The 14,514-nt window shown below is 65.8% G+C and carries 14 protein-coding genes and 2 pseudogenes; 4 read left to right on the forward strand and 12 right to left on the reverse strand.

Annotation, left to right across the window (positions count from 1 at the left end):
• Window positions 1–5 precede the first annotated feature (5 nt).
• Genes HHX37_RS03225 through HHX37_RS03240 form a run of 4 tightly spaced genes read right to left on the reverse strand, consistent with a single transcriptional unit; the run spans window position 6 to window position 5,896 of the window.
• Window positions 6–1,331, reverse strand: coding sequence for an RNA polymerase subunit sigma-70 (locus HHX37_RS03225; RefSeq protein ID WP_182884441.1), 1,326 nt, complete (start codon window positions 1,329–1,331; stop codon window positions 6–8).
• Entirely contained in the window at window positions 1,331–1,903 is a 573-nt protein-coding gene (locus HHX37_RS03230; protein ID WP_182884442.1) for a hypothetical protein, read from the reverse strand. The genes HHX37_RS03225 and HHX37_RS03230 overlap by 1 nt, the downstream gene beginning before the upstream one ends.
• Before the next feature lie 19 nt (window positions 1,904–1,922).
• Window positions 1,923–3,578: a DEAD/DEAH box helicase family protein gene (locus HHX37_RS03235; RefSeq protein ID WP_182884443.1), complete on the reverse strand. Its 1,656-nt coding sequence runs from the start codon at window positions 3,576–3,578 to the stop codon at window positions 1,923–1,925.
• A complete protein-coding gene (locus tag HHX37_RS03240; RefSeq protein WP_220502550.1) occupies window positions 3,575–5,896 on the reverse strand; it encodes an ATP-binding protein in 2,322 nt (773 codons plus the stop codon). Before HHX37_RS03240 ends, HHX37_RS03235 begins: the two co-directional genes overlap by 4 nt.
• Before the next feature lie 756 nt (window positions 5,897–6,652).
• Here HHX37_RS03240 and HHX37_RS03245 point away from each other — a divergent pair.
• A complete protein-coding gene (locus tag HHX37_RS03245) occupies window positions 6,653–7,282 on the forward strand; it encodes a transposase domain-containing protein (protein WP_182884445.1) in 630 nt (209 codons plus the stop codon).
• Window positions 7,283–7,453: 171 nt separating this feature from the next.
• Here the strand turns inward: HHX37_RS03245 and HHX37_RS03250 are convergent, their stop codons facing one another.
• Both HHX37_RS03250 and HHX37_RS03255 read right to left on the reverse strand, forming a co-directional pair.
• Entirely contained in the window at window positions 7,454–7,750 is a 297-nt protein-coding gene (locus HHX37_RS03250) for a hypothetical protein (protein WP_182884446.1), read from the reverse strand.
• Between the two features lie 337 nt (window positions 7,751–8,087).
• Window positions 8,088–8,690 (reverse strand): hypothetical protein, encoded by a 603-nt coding sequence (locus tag HHX37_RS03255; protein ID WP_182884447.1) that lies wholly within the window; start codon window positions 8,688–8,690, stop codon window positions 8,088–8,090.
• Between the two features lie 397 nt (window positions 8,691–9,087).
• Here HHX37_RS03255 and HHX37_RS03260 point away from each other — a divergent pair, with 397 nt between their 5' ends.
• A complete protein-coding gene (locus HHX37_RS03260; protein ID WP_182884448.1) occupies window positions 9,088–9,408 on the forward strand; it encodes a hypothetical protein in 321 nt (106 codons plus the stop codon).
• Between the two features lie 139 nt (window positions 9,409–9,547).
• On the opposite strand, the gene HHX37_RS03265 is transcribed toward HHX37_RS03260, so the two are convergent.
• The 5 genes from HHX37_RS03265 to HHX37_RS03285 all read right to left on the reverse strand — a co-directional run bounded on the left by HHX37_RS03265 (window position 9,548) and on the right by HHX37_RS03285 (window position 13,474).
• Window positions 9,548–9,979 carry a hypothetical protein gene (locus HHX37_RS03265; protein ID WP_220502551.1) on the reverse strand — a complete coding sequence of 144 codons (432 nt, stop codon included), beginning with the start codon at window positions 9,977–9,979 and terminating at the stop codon, window positions 9,548–9,550.
• Between the two features lie 125 nt (window positions 9,980–10,104).
• Window positions 10,105–11,127, reverse strand: coding sequence for a hypothetical protein (locus tag HHX37_RS03270; RefSeq protein ID WP_182884450.1), 1,023 nt, complete (start codon window positions 11,125–11,127; stop codon window positions 10,105–10,107).
• 128 nt (window positions 11,128–11,255) lie between these two features.
• Window positions 11,256–12,083, reverse strand: coding sequence for a thiopeptide-type bacteriocin biosynthesis protein (locus HHX37_RS03275; RefSeq protein WP_182884451.1), 828 nt, complete (start codon window positions 12,081–12,083; stop codon window positions 11,256–11,258).
• An 18-nt stretch (window positions 12,084–12,101) separates the two neighbouring features.
• The gene (locus tag HHX37_RS03280; RefSeq protein WP_220502552.1) at window positions 12,102–13,337 is read right to left on the reverse strand and encodes a lanthionine synthetase C family protein; all 1,236 of its coding nucleotides are present in this window, start codon (window positions 13,335–13,337) and stop codon (window positions 12,102–12,104) included.
• On the reverse strand, window positions 13,334–13,474 hold the full coding sequence (locus HHX37_RS03285) for a hypothetical protein (protein ID WP_182884452.1): 141 nt from the start codon (window positions 13,472–13,474) through the stop codon (window positions 13,334–13,336). The genes HHX37_RS03280 and HHX37_RS03285 overlap by 4 nt, the downstream gene beginning before the upstream one ends.
• A gap of 77 nt (window positions 13,475–13,551) precedes the next feature.
• Between HHX37_RS03285 and HHX37_RS38070 the strand changes: the two are divergent.
• A pseudogene (locus HHX37_RS38070) lies at window positions 13,552–13,848 on the forward strand (lantibiotic dehydratase C-terminal domain-containing protein); the annotation flags it as partial.
• 46 nt (window positions 13,849–13,894) lie between these two features.
• A pseudogene (locus tag HHX37_RS38075) lies at window positions 13,895–14,092 on the forward strand (tetratricopeptide repeat protein); the annotation flags it as partial.
• A 22-nt stretch (window positions 14,093–14,114) separates the two neighbouring features.
• Here the strand turns inward: HHX37_RS38075 and HHX37_RS35460 are convergent.
• Window positions 14,115–14,450, reverse strand: coding sequence for a hypothetical protein (locus HHX37_RS35460; protein WP_220502553.1), 336 nt, complete (start codon window positions 14,448–14,450; stop codon window positions 14,115–14,117).
• Window positions 14,451–14,514: the final 64 nt, after the last annotated feature.

Here is a 14,514-nt window from a genome sequence, read left to right on the forward strand (position 1 = left end):
CGAGGTCAGGTGGTGGGACAGGCTCCTGGGGCGCAGACGTGGCGGATGGTCATGGTGCCAGGTTGAAGTCGCAGGACTACCGCCAATTTGCAGCCCAGGACCATGCCCTGTTCACCCACCTCGAGTCGTAGGCTGGACATCTGCGCGGCGGATGTCGCCCTCCTGAAGATGATCGGCCGGCCGCTGCCTTGGAGCGTGAAACTCTTCTCCATCGGTGCCTGGCGTAGTCCCAGTTGCCAGGTGATCCACGGGCTGATGATTATCCCGCTTCCCCTCACCACGTCTTTGTCCACGGTGAGGTGGAATGCCAGCAGGCCGAGTCCCTCGTCGTGAACGGCGTTGTCGGGGCGCCGCGGTTCCCTCTCCTCCGTGCTGTACGCGCCGTGTTCGACGAGGCCGATCCGTCCGTCGGGGGTGAGGCCGATTCGGGAGCTGATCAGGCATTGCTGGACTCGGGAGTAGCTGACAGGGTAGCGGCGGCGTACTTCGTTCGTTAACTCGCGTCGCGGTAAGGGGCCCAGGTCGGCCAAGACTTCGATCATCACGTCTAGGGCGTTGGTGTGCTCGCTGACGCCGTCGAGCGGCCAGTCCGTGAGCGCCCACGTGCCTTCAGGGCGGACCTGGCGGAACCGGCCATCCCGCCGAAGCGCTTCGGCAGTCGCGTGGGGGTTCAGCGCGATGGCTTCGGCGATCGCCTCCGCTCGTCTCGGTTCGCCCTGGTCGGCAAGCCAGAGGTAAGCGACGTCTCTCTTCTTGGCGGTCCGTCGGACCCAGGCACCTGACTCGTCCAGTACCAACGGGCTCTTGCTGGCGGACATGATCGCGTCGATGTCGAGGGACTCGGGGAGTCCGATGTTCGCCGCATGGTCACGCAGCTCGTCCTTCTTGCATGGGGCTTCTTCCGCCAGCTCACGCAGGAGACCGTCCAATGCCTCGGGGCTGAGCGACCAGTGGTCGGTGAGTTCCTCCGACCACGCCCTGGGATGGCATAGGCCTTCCGCCATCAGTAATGACGCGCGTACGAGCCCGCTGTCGTCGCGGAGGGTCTCTGATAGGTAGTCGTCGGAGACAGCGACCCGTGTCTGCAGGAGTTCGAAGATTCCCGTGGCCCACTCAGGTGCGGCGCACCGCGCCTTCTCGGACAGCTGACACTGGGCGTTCTTGATGACCTGCCGGGCTCTCTCGCGGCTGACACCGCATGCGCGACCGATGGAGTCGAGCGTACGGTTCTTCGCTCGCATCGTGACCATGTCCCGTGAGCGCTGGTCGAGCGTTCGCCAAACGTCGACCAGCCAGTCACCTTTCAGCGCTTCGTCGCCGGTCTTCTCCATCAGAGGTCGTCCACGTGAACGATCTCCAGATGGCAGCGCGCGCCGATTCGGTGGTCCGCCGCCCGCTCGTCGGCCGGAATGGGCTTCTCGAAAGAACCCACCACGCACAGCACCCACGGTCTGGCATCCCCGAATGCCTCAGCCTTGATCGCGACCCAGACAAGGTGCTTGAGCTGCCCGGATGGTGCCCATGCGAAGTGGCGCTCATCCTCCCCGCGCCGGATGAGCACGCGCAGCGGCTTGATCTTCCGGCTTCCCGGAACGACCTCCCAGTCGGGCCCCAAGGCCCGTTCCACAAGATCTCTCGCCCCCGCGGCCGGGTTCTCGACGTACTGGGCGTACTTGCCGACTCCGTACCGGGCGCGAGCGTATTCCTTCATGGGCCCGTCCTTGATCCAGACGCGGGCCTTCTCGTTGCTCAGGAACTCGCGGAGGCGACCACCCACCTCCGGGTCGTCCATCCACTGGCTGTAGGCCGCGCTGCGCTGGTCTCCGGTCAGGTATGACCATCCGAGCGCCTCGGCGTCGGCGAACAGCTTCTTCGCGATCTTGTCTTCGAGGTCTTTGCTCATGGACATGTTGGGGGGCCTATCATTCGGGGAACTGGAGGCGTACTTCGTCGGCGGCGGTCTCTAGGCTGGCCGCGTCCTGGATCCAGTGGTCAAGCAAGGTACCTGCGGTCTCGTCGCTGAACTCGATGCGGGATCCATGGGGGAGACGCATCCGAAGGTCTTCGTGTTCGATGGCCTCCAGTGTGCGCCGCAGGTCCAGAGTCGCCGCGACACGGCGGATATCGGTCACGAAGTCCAGAACCTTGAGGGCTTTCTTGCCGGGGCTGAGCCGCAGCCCGCGGCCGAGCTGCTGGACGAAGATGCGTCGGCTGTGCGTCACCCGGAGGAAAGCGATCAGATTGACGTCCGGCACGTCGACGCCCTCGTTGAACACGTCGACGCAAGTGATGATCGGGACCCGTCCGAGCCGGAACTCGTTCAGGAGGATCTGACGACGCTGGCGGGCAAGGCCGCTGTGGAGGTATGAAGCCCGCCGCCAGGCGCCGTCGGCGGTGGCCAACATGGTGGCCATCCGCTCCGCGTGCTCGATCGTCTGACAGAACAGGATCGCCCGAGGATCGGGGGTCTCCCGCCAAGCCTCCCGCAGCTGTTCGAGGATCTCCTCGTCCCGCTGGGGGAGGAACAGCGTCTTGTTCAGCTCCTTGATCGAATAACCATGCTTGCTGTTGTCACGGACGGCCTCCCAGTCGAGGTTGTCCACGAACAGCCGGTAGTCGACCGCGGAAAGGTAGCCGGCGGCCATTCCCTCCGCGATCCCCATCGTGAAGCTCGGCCGACCGAACCTCGCGGTGATGTCGAACTTGTCCCCTCTCCAAGGCGTCGCCGTCACCCCGAACTGGCCGGCCTCGCCGCACAGGTCGAGCAACTCGGCGAAACGCCCGTTCTCGCCCACATGATGCGTCTCGTCGATCATCACGAGACCCGGAGACCATCCGGCGCGGACCGCGCCGAGCACCGACTCCACGGTGCCGACCAGGACGCCGTCCAACGACGTCGGCTTCGTGTCTCCCGTCAGTAGGCGCGTGGGAACTTTCTTGTCGAGGTGGCGCCATAGTGCTCGTTCGAGCTGCTCCACCAATTCCTTCATGTGCGCGGCTACCAGCACGCGGGCACCGGGCTTGGCTTCCAGGAGGCGGCGGATCACTTCCCCACCCACCACTGTCTTACCGAGGCCGGTGGCGAGCACGAGCAGCGCGCGGCCGGTATTCGACAGGTCCGCCCACACGGCGTCCGCCGCCTTGAGCTGGTAGTCCCGAAGGGCGTATTCCGTTGGGACTCGGTCGGGCATCCTTTCCCAGATCGCGACCAGAGTGGGACCGTCCCACACCGTGATCTTGATACCGACCGATTCGAGCGCGCGCCGACGCTCGTCCGCGGAGCGGTTCAGTCCGAGATTCGTCACCAGGACCGCGCGATCAGCCTTATAGCGAGTCCGGGCACGCTCGATGTCGTCGACTCCGCTGCGATCGATCGCTTTCCTGCTCGACCACTTACATTGGAAGACCCACTGCTCCCGGTCCCTCACAGCGAGGAGGTCAGCGCCTTGGTCGTTCGCGCCGTCCACCACACGGACGTCCACGAATCCCAGGTGCCACAGTGCCCTTTCGACAGCGTGGGGGAGCCCGCTGGGTCCGCCATCGAGGAGTGCCCGCGCCGACAGAAAACCGCCGCTCATGTCTCGCTGGCGATCTCGTCGGAGAGCAGCTTGATGCTCAAGCGGGTCCGTAGCAACTGCTGAGGACCAGGATCGGCGGCGTTGAAGCTGACCAGGGTGGCGATGTCGGTCAGGTACCCAACCACCTTGGCGAGGCTGAGCCGGCGCGCCGACATCGACGACACCGAGGCGTACGGTCCGACGAACACGTTGCCGTCCATGAACGCTTCCGGCCACGACTCCAAAAGTTTCACCGTGAACAAGGGCGGGGCGTACAGGAGGAACTCGCTGGTCTCGCCCAGCTTCCCGGTCAGGCCGACCTGGCCGTTGGCGATCATCTCGTTCTCGGTCGCGGTCAGTTCGTCCGGGGATAGGTACTGGTAAGCGCGCGCCGGATCGACATCGACTCTGCTGGCCATCCGGACCCGCAAGTCGGCCAGCAGCTCTCTCGCCTGGCCAGCGACGACGTCGGCCTTCAGCGCGTGATCAGGAAGGCATCCCGCACGAAGATCGGCGACCAACTGGGCGTGTGTCAGCCCGGTTTCCGCCTTCACCTTCAGGATCGTGGCTAGCTCGACGAGCAACAGGTCGACTGGCTCGACCCCGAGCTTGGAGAAGACCTCATGACTCCCGTCGATGAAGGCGGTCGCCTTACCGCCCGCGCCCTGGACCACGAGCACCGGTGTGGGGAGCCCTTGGTCGTCGATGAGCTGGCCGGCTTCCAGAAACCTGGTCTCGACATGCAGGAAGCCCACCCTCGGGGATCCGAAGTCCCGCGACAGCTCGGGCATCGCCCGGGAACCGGCCCGATACCGTGCCAAGCGATCCTGCGTGGTCTCCTTCTTGATCGCGGGCGGGTTCCCGTCGCGCGAACCGGTTACGTCGCCGTCTCCCGGCTTGAAGGCGGAAGACGGCGCGCCGTTCGGGGTGACGCCGAGCGCGTCGAGCACGGCCGCCTCGTCCGGTTGGATGGGGGAGTTGTTCTGAGCGACGTCGAGCTTGGCCTTCTTCCCCTGCGCGTCGTGAGCGACCACGGCGTCCCACCAGAGCTGATCACTCTGGTACTCGGCGTCCCCCCGGTGGAACATATCCGCCCAGCGCCGAGTGGTGTCATGGATCGGCCCGGTACCGTCACCGGGAATCAGGCAACGACGACCCGCGTCATTACGCCGGTAACCCTTGAACAGGTTCGCGAGTGGACTCGGGTTCTCCAGATACCCCAGACGCTTGGCCTTCTCGGGCTGCAGAGGGCCCGGACCCCTGAGGTAGTCAACGGCGGCCCTCCAACTACGGTCCCCGTATTCGAACGCGTTCTTCTGGTAGGTGACCGGAACGTGGTCGAGGTGGATCTCTCCGATGATTCGACCACCCTGGTGTGCCATCTCGACCGGGTACTCGATGTCGACCAGCCCCTGCGGATCGTTGGGGTTGGACCATTCGAACAATCGCTTGTCCCACTGAAGGATCTTGCGGCCGTTCCTGATGAAGTCGATGCCGTACTCGCGCTTGTGGAGGTGCCGCTGGATGCCCAGCCATCCGTGGATACGGCGCTCGCGGAGCGTCAGCCGCTCGCCATCGCACTGCTCGCACTTGCCCTTGTTCGGGACCTGCCAGTTCCCGCAGTCGGCGCAGGCCTCTGCGGGCTCGAACCGCTCATCGATCTCGATATATGCCGGGATCCTCTCCGAAGACGCCCCGCTCCCGTAGATCACGTGTCGGTCGTCGCCCCAGCGGCAGTGCCGCCGCGGCTTGACCTTCTGGCCGCCAACCCACAGCTCGTAGCCGTTGTTCTCCAGGATGTAGGAGTATGTGCGACCGAGCGTGGTGCGCAGATTGGTCGCGTTTCTGCGCAGCCAGTCCGCCCTCTCAGCGTGGAGCCGGGAGATCTCGATCTTCGTTCCGTGCTCGTTCGGGTCGGCCTTTGGCTCGACGATGTCTTCGGCCTCGAAGTCGTCCTTGATCCGATCGAGGTCGATTTCGACCCCGATCCAGTGAGGGTCGCCCGCCCGCGTCGTGAGAACCCTGGTCCGCCGGCCCAAGCGCGCGGTGCTGACGTTGAACCCCATCCCGAACAGGCCCAGCTTGTCGAACCGGTCGTTGTTCGACCAGCCAGCCCGAACGGCCAGCTCCAGTTCCTCATAGCTCATCCCGCGACCGGTGTCCTGGATGACCACCTTCGCCTCGTGGGACTTCGCGCCAAGGGACGGCAAGCTCACGCTCACCTTGAAACCGCCAGCCCAAGGCACCCCGGACTTCCTGATCTCCGTGAAGTCATCGAAAGCGTTGTCCACGAGCTCGGCGATGCACTGCCACTCATCGAACTCGATCTCGCCCAGCATCTTCAAGATGCGCGATGAAGGAGTGATCTTCAATATTCCTCCGTACCCCAATCCGCCAGCAGACGCGTCGAACTGGGCGAGGCATCAACCTCGCCGCAGCATGATGGCGCGCCCCTTGACGCGCTGTTGATCACTTAACGACTCAGGGTACGTCGGGATAGCGCCTCGACGGCCTGAAACTTGCATATCTGTTCGACATGTGTTAAGAGCGAGGCTCGAGGATGCTGGCAGGTGTGACTCCCGCGGGAGAAGCCCGGCTTGTGGATCATCTGAGGGCCTCCCGTCGAGTATCAGTTGAGGACTGATGCGCCGGCTACCGTGTGCGGCACGATGGTCAGTACGGAGGAGTGTGAATGTCGGACGCTGGGAGTCATGTTCAGAGCTTGGGCGACATCCAGGTGTCGGAACTGGTCTGGGAAGCCGCTCGAGCCCGAGCCGCTGAGGACGGCATAGGGCTTGACGATGCGGTCCGGATTCTCCTACGGGCCTACGCCTATGGGCGGCTGTCCGTCGTCTCCGCAAGCAATGGAAAGTCCCATATCGTCGCAGCCGTCGAAGTTCCCTAACCGGACCATCACCCCTGTTCGGAGTGTGACGGGTAGTTGTGGTGAACTGGGGAGACTGCACCGTCAACCGGCCGAGGGCTACAGCCGGCGACCTTCAGATTTGCGAATCCGTCCCGTAGTCCGCAAGTTCCACCTGGCCACTCGGGCCAATGTCGTTTAGATAGAGGTTTGCGCTGGTAGTGTCCGCCGGATGGTGGAGGGGATCAAGGTCGGCGGGTCGGGCTGGCTGACGGATCTGGTTGGGCTGGGGGCGTTGACGTCGCTGGTGCCACGGCACGTCCTGGACGAGGCAATCGACTTGCATGGATGCCGCGAGGAACGGGTGCGGAAACTCCCAGCTCATGTGGTCGTCTACTTGCTGATGGCGTTGTGCCTGTTCGCGGATGATGACTATGAGGAAGTCGCGCAGAAACTGACCGGTCTGCTCGCGGCTATGCCGGGATCACAATGGGAGCCGCCGACGCGTGGAGCGGTCACCCAGGCCCGGCAGCGTCTGGGGGCCGAGGTCGTCCGGGAGGTGTTCGGGCGGGTTGCGCGCCCGGCTGCGACACGGGTAACCGCGGGAGCGTGGCTGGGACGCTGGCGATTAATGGCGATCGACGGGTTCACCCTTGATCTGCCGGACACGGCGGCCAACCTGGCCGAGTTCCCTAATGACAGCGCCGGCGGGTATGCGCGAGCTTCAGAGCTGACCAGGCACCTCCTAGCTGGAGGCTGGCCGGCACTCGTGGCAGGTGTTGCCCATTTGCGCAGGAAACCTCCCCCCTGTCTGCGGGGGGCACTACGATCTGGGATTTGTGACGGAGTTAGCTCGGGGTGAGGGCACCCCACTCGACCGCAGGCGTGGACCGGTTGATGAACAGCCCTATCGAACTACCTTGGACGAGGAATTAGTTCGTAAGGTCGTGGACTTGCTGTGGACGGGATTTGAGTTCGCGATCAAACACCCCGACCGGGTCGGCGCGTGGTTCCAGACGGTTCGCGCGGGCTACTACAACAAGCAGGTAGAGGCTGAGACGTCGGCGCTGAAGGCCGAGAAGCTACACAGGGCTAGGATGGAGCTGCGTCGGCCTCGGCCTTGATCAGGCACCCCCGAGCTGCCGGTACAGCTCATGTCGGCGACGTTCTCGGGGAGCGAGTCGGGCTTGTCGGGGCTCTTCTGGCTGTTGTCGGTCTTGTTCATCCGCAGGCGCATGCGGTCGGTGACCGTCGCGCCGAGGAGGGATTCGTTCTGCCGGATCTCGGCCAGCGCGTTGTGGCCGGGACGGCGGAAGTACGCCTCGACCAAGGGGGCCAACATCTGAAGGCGCATCCAGTCCGTGCGCTATGTCTGGGAGCGGTCTCGCTATTGCTGCGTCTGTTGCGGCCATCGTCATCGGGATACCGCCTTACGTCCGGGGCACCAAGTACATACGTCGGCGACGCCGTCGCTGGCGCTGAAGCGCCAGCGCATAGGAGACCTCACTCGGTTTCGCCGTAGGTCGAGGCCGTCCTGCCTGAACGGGCGCCAACTGCTGAGGGTGCGGCCCATCGAGTACCACATCGCGTACTGCGCCAGCGTGTGAGAGGCGGCCCAGCTGGTAGACCTCGCCGACCTGGTCGAAGTGGTCGCCTTGCCAGGGCGGTCATGACCCCAAGGCTCGACGAAGTTGGTCCCGCAACTCTACGATTTCCGTCTCGGTCACTTGCAGCGCCCGCGTACTCCTGACGAACCGGAAGTAGCGGAACAAGTCCCTGAAGGTGGGGTCCGGCTCCGGTAAGGTCTCCAGAAGACCCGAGTCCCCTCTCCTTACCTTCTGCACTGCATGATGGCGTGCAATTAGGTTGTCGCCGCCGATGCTGAACCGGTCGTACGACAAGGTGCTGACGGAGTTGTCCTGTAGGTCAAGGTGGGCATCCAGAAGGCCCTCACGCGACACCCTGACGATGGCAAGGTCCATTGGATGGCGGGCTGCAATTCTGAGGAAGACGTCGCCGCTCGGAAGGTCGACGTCCGTGGGGAGCCTTTCCGCCAGCGCCCTAACCTCACGAAGCTCCTCCGAGTCCACGATGGTGTCGGTGCCGAGCATCATCACGCCGACTAGCCATATGAGGCCGATCAGGGCGCCAGCCACTCCTAGTGGTATCCAACTGTCGAGAGCATCTGCAACGACTGCGGCCAGGGTGAGTAGCGCAGCGCTAACGGTGGCCGCGCCTAGGAGCAGGCGCTTGTGGGGGTCCTTGGGCACAGCCACACTGTGCCTTCACCTCCGTATCTCCGGTAGGCGCCTGCCGGTGAGGAAAGTGTCAGGTCCTCGCGGCTCGCTTAAGCGCCGTGCCAGGGGCGTGGTGGTTGTCCACCAGAACGGGTGGCGGTGGAGTTCCTCGACGAGGCGGAGCCTCTCTGCTCTCGGGCCCTTCAGCACCTCGCTGGTGCTCATCCCCCCGATAGTTCCTGCACCTTGCCGTCGCCTGGTCATAGGCGCGCTGCAGCGCGAACAGGTCGTCCGGGATGTCGTTGCCGGCCATCAGTCCCCCGGGTGGTGCGCTGGCACGGGGCGATCCTAGGGACACGACCCGGGGAACCCGCAATGGGCCCCCGGACGTCCCACCTGCATCAGCAACACCAGCGATGGGAGCGACAGCGTGGACGCAGAGCAGATTAGGGACCGGGCTGAGGCCGCTCTCACGAAGGCCGGGTTCTTCGTACGGGAGAACGATGAGGGCATCCCCCGGGACACACCCTTCCCGGGAGGAGTCTGCCTCTTCGTGCAGCAGGACCAGGCCCGTGTGTATCTCTACCCGTTTGAGTTCTCCCTGGAGAAGAAGTCGGAGGCGGCCAAGCTCGCCCCGGAGGCTCTGGCTGGCGAAGGGCTTCAGGTCCGGGCCCTTGCCGGTGAATCTCCGGAGAACGAACTGACTGCGGCCGACCGCCTGCTCGGGGGCACCTGCGCCCTTGAGGGTTAGAGTCCTGCCCTAGTCGCGCGAAACGCCGCCTTCCCGGTCGGGAGGCGGCTTTCCGGTTTCGAGGATCCTGCATACCAGATGGCGGGGCTCGCGTGTAGGCGTCAGGATGGCCGGCATGAGGAAGACCGCCGACGACCGCCTAAACGCCGATCTGGTGTGAGTCACCCGGGAGCAGCGGCGGCGCAGGGACTGGGGGTATGACGAAAGCGCCATCCCCCGTGTGAGAGACGGCGCTGATGGGACCGAGCAGACCCAAGCCGGACAGCAGACCTAGCCACCGGCAGAACGACGTAGAGGCCGATACCCCTACTTCTCCTTTTGCTCCTTGGTGTCCTTCGGCTCCTTCGACGACGCCCTGCCGTCCAGGAAGGATTTGATGGGCATCACGACAGGGAACGACAGGAAGACGCTGCCCGCGATCAAGTTGCCGATGGCGAGAAACGATGGACGCGGTCATCGCCACGAGGGTGAGAAGCCGGGCAATCGCCTGCCCGGTCTCCGCAGTCTCGATCTCCGCGTTGATCAGCTTCGGCTCGTTGCCGACGTGACCCGTCGCGACCTTCTCGGTCATAGCGAGAATGGGCTCGGCGGCTCCCGGAAGCACCGCCTCGTACCGTGCGAACACCTAAGGGGGCGGCAGCGGGCTCTGGAAGAATCTTTTACTGACTGGCCTCGGGCTCTTCTACTTCGAGGCCCCTAGTCATAGGCGGTCGCTTTGCTACTGACGTCGGATAGCTGCGCGTCGCCTATAGGTCTCACCACGGCGAGGCCCTTGATGATCACTGAGCTACTGCTGGCCAGTGCGGCTACGAGCTCGCTCATGAGTGCCTCCGGCAGCTGGCCACGTTCCAGCCCGCTTATCTGAAGAATGCGCGTGAGAGCGACGGCGTCATTCTCTCCCGGCGACGTCGCGAATCCGGGGTGTCCGAGCAGTTCCCGGGCGGCGTAACCGTCCTGGCATGCCACCACCCGCGTGATTAGCATGTCGGCGACCGTGCGTCCCTCTGGGCATTTCATGCCGCCGACGGCGTCGATTACGCACAAGCCCAGCCGGGTACGGAACACCACCAGACCGGATGCAGTGTGGTCGAGCCTCCGGTAGCGGTCCAGCATCACGGCGAGGGCCTTGCCTTCCGGACGTCCGGGTTCGCAGAGTGCGGCCAGGCACGTGGTTACGGCGTCCTCCCATGGCTCGCCGGGCTGGGTGGCCTCCAGCAGTTCTCTGGCCGTGACCAGGTCGCCGGCTATGGTGTGTGCGATGACGGCGACTTGGCGGCCGTCGAGCATGCGCTGGCCGATGCCGTTGTGGTGTCGCAGGTGATAGAGGGCCTCCTGCCATCGGCCTGCGGCTGTCAGGGCACGTGTGCCGTCGGCGAGATGGACGGTCCACAGCCACCGTCGGAGTTCCCGGTGATCGTCCGCGGTGGCGGTGAGCTCGGACACGGGCACGTGCAGCCCATCAATAACGGTGTCGGTGCTCGTCGTGACAGCTTCGTACAAGCTGTTGAGCATCTCGAACGCGCCAGTACCGTCGCCGGCGCGGATGCGTAGACGGACGAGGTTCACGAGTGGTTCGAGGGCATGGCGGGCAGCAGCGCCGTCGAGAGGGCGCATGCGCAGGTAGAGGGCGGCATGCTGATGGCACCAGTCCCTGGCCAGGTGGGGCAGGCCGAGGTCGCTGGCCAGGAGGGCGGCCTGGTTGAAGACGGCCGAGGCCATCGATCGATCGTTGCTGCGTTCGGCTGAGCGGGCCAGATCGCACAGGCCACGTACGCGTCCTTCGAGTGGGGCGCATGCCGGGCGTGGCCGGGCGACGAGCGGAAACCGAGCGAAGGTCTCAGTGAGATTCATCCGCGCCCATCCCCATCGTGGGAAAACCCGTTGAACACCGTGTGGAGCGCGAGCGCGGCGATGGTCGATTGATCGCTGCTCGGTAGGCCCGCCCGGTTGGCGTGGAAGATCACATGGTGGGCGAGAACAGCGCGGAGGCCGCGCAGCAGCCGACCCTGAGCGGCGAGGTCGGCCAGGGCTCGGCCGGCATCCTCGAAGGCGGACACCCATGGGCGGCAGGCGGCCAGCGGAGCGCCCCCGGCGTCACACATCGCTTGCACGTCCGCGGTCAGTAGACGGTGCATGGCCTGGGACAGTTCGGCCTTGCGCTCCGGCGGCCAGGACGCTTTACCGGGCCGGTGCTCGGCGACCTTGGCCCAGACGTCGCCCTGCTCGTACCAGTCGAGGCCGGCGGCGCGCATCAGTACGGCGGACAGCAGAATCGTCGTCTCCCTGCGTCCGAGCGCGGGAAAGGGCCCGACAGTGCGGGCCAGTATGTGGCGGCTGTCGCGGTGGAAAAGCTCGTGGGCGACCCGCATAGCCTCTGGGCCGCCGAAGGCATGCGTTTCCGGCTCGTAAACGACGCGCCTGACGTCGTCTACGAGCCGCTTGCTCTTGAGGTCTTCAAGGCGACGACGCAGGTGGGCATCGGCCCGAGCAGCGTCACGGCCGGGCAGGTAGCGCAGGCGCCAGCAGGGCGCCTTGCGGATGAAGAACCAGGCGGTGATAAGTCCTTCGGTCTCGGCCTCGGTCATCGGGGGAGCGAGGTGTGCCGCGGCGGTCTGCTCGGCCGTGGCCCAGTGAGGGAAGGCGACGTTGACCTGACGCCAGGGGCAGGGGTCCATCGGGGTTGGCTCCAGTGTTCAGGCCAGCGAGAGGAAGGCGTCCCAGTCCGATGCCACGGCGTTGCTGCCGACGGTGTGCAGGGCGAGTACGGCCCCAGCGGTGCCGTCCAGGAGTTCCGGGTCGGGTAGGGAGCGGGCCAGCTGTGCGGCGAGCTGGTTCGCCAGGTGGGGGAGTTCGGCAGCGATGCGTGGGGTGCGGGCGTCGGCGGCCATCCGCCAGGCGGCTTGCAGCAGCCCGGCCTTCCCATGACAGAGCCCGATCTCGGGCAGCAGATCGAGCTGTGCGGGATCACGCAGCGCGGTGAGCATCGCGTCCTCCGCGGTCTGCTGTCGCGCGGTGTCTCCGAGTGCCATGCCGGCCAGTTGCTGAGCGCGGGCCGTACCGGCGACTCCGTAGCACCAGGAGGGCCGGGGCCGCAGCGACGGACTGACGTGCTGCTCGCGGATTTGGTCGAAGGTGATGAAACCGGGCCACCACGGTCCCGCGTCGTCCTGCTGTCGCCAGTGATCCGTCCACTCGCAGATCCGCTCGATCGCGTCGGTCATCCCCGCCACGGGGACGTTGCGCAGCACGGCCAGCGACAACAGGGCCAGGACCGAGCCGATGCCGTGGGACAGGCCGAAGTTCCCATGCCCCTGCGGGTATTCCAGGTTCGGCTCGCCATTGGGCGCGACGTTCGTCCACCACGGCGGAAGCTCGGTCCCCGAGGGCAGCGGTTCGGTCAGGCGCACCAGGTAGGACAGCACGTCGTGGGTGATCGGGTGGTCCGGGTGGCGTCGCAGATGGTAGACGCCCAGGCCGGTCAGTCCGCGGATCAGGTCGAACTCCTTCATCACGGGCTGGTCGCCTCGGTCGATGCGTGCGTGCGCCGCAGCCACGCGCGTACGGGTAATGGCGATGACCGCTTCGTCCAGGGTGGTCAGCGCGCGGCGGTATCTGCCCGAGGAACCGGCGGCCGCGTGCATGACGAAGGCGAGGGCCGGGACGCCGAAGAACAGGCCCGCGTTGGCCGCCGCGGTCAGCTCGCCGGAGGCGGCCACCGACAGCCAGGCGTGGGCGGTGCTCCAGTCGCCCAGGCCGGAACGAGCGCGCTCGATGTGCAGCAGGGCGATGCCCGCCGCGCCGCCGGCCAGCGACTGCGGCCACGCCCGCCCCCCAGGCGGCGAGGCAGTGGTCCACACGTTTCGCGGATCCGACAGTGCATCGGCGACGGCCTCAGCTACGGCCAACACTTCACGGTCGGTACCAATCACGATCCTCTCCTTGCTCGCGCCGTCCAGCTCAGTGCGGCGGCACGGGTCAGATGCAGGCAGACGCGCTCGTTCTCCAACGAGGTCCCGGCCATGCGGACGTGGTGCAGATGCAGCAGCTCGGGAAGCAGAACACCCATGTGGCTGCCGGTCTCCTTCAGTACGCCCCGGTAGGCAATCAACGCTTCCCTCCTCCGGGACCAGCAGGAGAGGACCTGTGCGCCGCCGGGCTGGGCGGCCAGGTCCTGGTGGTCCAGAGCGGCCCCGACGTACGCGCTCTGACCGCAGCGAGCATGCTCGACATCGTCACCGCCATCATCGGGGGCCCGCGCGTATCGGCTGTCGATGGTTCCGGGAAGTCGGTGTCCCACTGCACGCGCCCGATCAGACCGGTGCGGCGAAGCGTACGGGTCCAGTCGCCTATAAGCGCGAAGCTGTCGGCGGGCACGAGCAGGCCCGATGGTGGTTCCTGCGCTACCAGGACCCTGAAGAGCATCTGCGTTTGCGGCTGACGGGCCGAGGCACGGAAGGCTACCGACTCCGGGGCCAAGGCCGCCGCTCTGGACAGAGCCGCCGAGGTCTGCCGGGGGCATCTCGCCCGCAGGGCACCATATCTCTGGCTCGATCTCGACTACAGAGATCCCCTCACTCTCGCCTCCGTACGGGCGCTCCTCCAGCTCGGAGGCATCCACGAGAAGGCCGGCAGGCCCAAGCGGGCTCTAGAAGTCATGGAACAGGCACTGGCGCTCGACCCCATCAACGAGGCCGCCGCAGCGACCGTCATCCGTCCGCGACCTCCAGATCCGCCACCGTCGCCTCATCCAGCAGGATCTCGCGCTGGCCACGCAGCGCGGCCCAGACGAGAACTCCGACATCACCAGGTCCGACGTCGGCTGATGCCGCATCTTTGCAGCCCTGGCCACGTTCATCCGCGACTCCATCGTCGTCGGCATCCATGAAGGCCTGGCCATCGCCGCGCACCAGCTCCCGGCGGATGCGCGGGGTGGTATCCAGCGACGCACGCTGCGGCACACTCTTCGGCGCGGCCGCGTCGATCCGCTGCCGGACCTCATCCACAGGAAGGCCGAGTGCTCGAGCCATCTTGTCCAGACTCATCCCCTGAGCCCGGTACCGGTGGGCCGCCCCCACTGCCGCGTCCAGAGCCGCGGCCTGTTCCCGC

This window comes from Microbispora sp. H10885, from assembly GCF_014161415.1.
Classification (GTDB): domain Bacteria; phylum Actinomycetota; class Actinomycetes; order Streptosporangiales; family Streptosporangiaceae; genus Microbispora; species Microbispora triticiradicis.

What these genes read in the sequence shown, in the direction of transcription:
- HHX37_RS03225 (WP_182884441.1), bottom strand. Translation starts at nt 1,331, where the DNA reads ATGGAGAAGACCGGCGACGAAGCGCTGAAAGGTGACTGGCTGGTCGAC.
- HHX37_RS03230 (WP_182884442.1), bottom strand. Translation starts at nt 1,903, where the DNA reads ATGAGCAAAGACCTCGAAGACAAGATCGCGAAGAAGCTGTTCGCCGAC.
- HHX37_RS03235 (WP_182884443.1), bottom strand. Translation starts at nt 3,578, where the DNA reads ATGAGCGGCGGTTTTCTGTCGGCGCGGGCACTCCTCGATGGCGGACCC.
- HHX37_RS03240 (WP_220502550.1), bottom strand. Translation starts at nt 5,896, where the DNA reads ATGCTGGGCGAGATCGAGTTCGATGAGTGGCAGTGCATCGCCGAGCTC.
- HHX37_RS03245 (WP_182884445.1), top strand. Translation starts at nt 6,653, where the DNA reads ATGGTGGAGGGGATCAAGGTCGGCGGGTCGGGCTGGCTGACGGATCTG.
- HHX37_RS03265 (WP_220502551.1), bottom strand. Translation starts at nt 9,979, where the DNA reads ATGACCGAGAAGGTCGCGACGGGTCACGTCGGCAACGAGCCGAAGCTG.
- HHX37_RS03270 (WP_182884450.1), bottom strand. Translation starts at nt 11,127, where the DNA reads ATGGCCTCGGCCGTCTTCAACCAGGCCGCCCTCCTGGCCAGCGACCTC.
- HHX37_RS03275 (WP_182884451.1), bottom strand. Translation starts at nt 12,083, where the DNA reads ATGGACCCCTGCCCCTGGCGTCAGGTCAACGTCGCCTTCCCTCACTGG.
- HHX37_RS03285 (WP_182884452.1), bottom strand. Translation starts at nt 13,474, where the DNA reads ATGGGTGTTCTGCTTCCCGAGCTGCTGCATCTGCACCACGTCCGCATG.
- HHX37_RS35460 (WP_220502553.1), bottom strand. Translation starts at nt 14,450, where the DNA reads ATGAGTCTGGACAAGATGGCTCGAGCACTCGGCCTTCCTGTGGATGAG.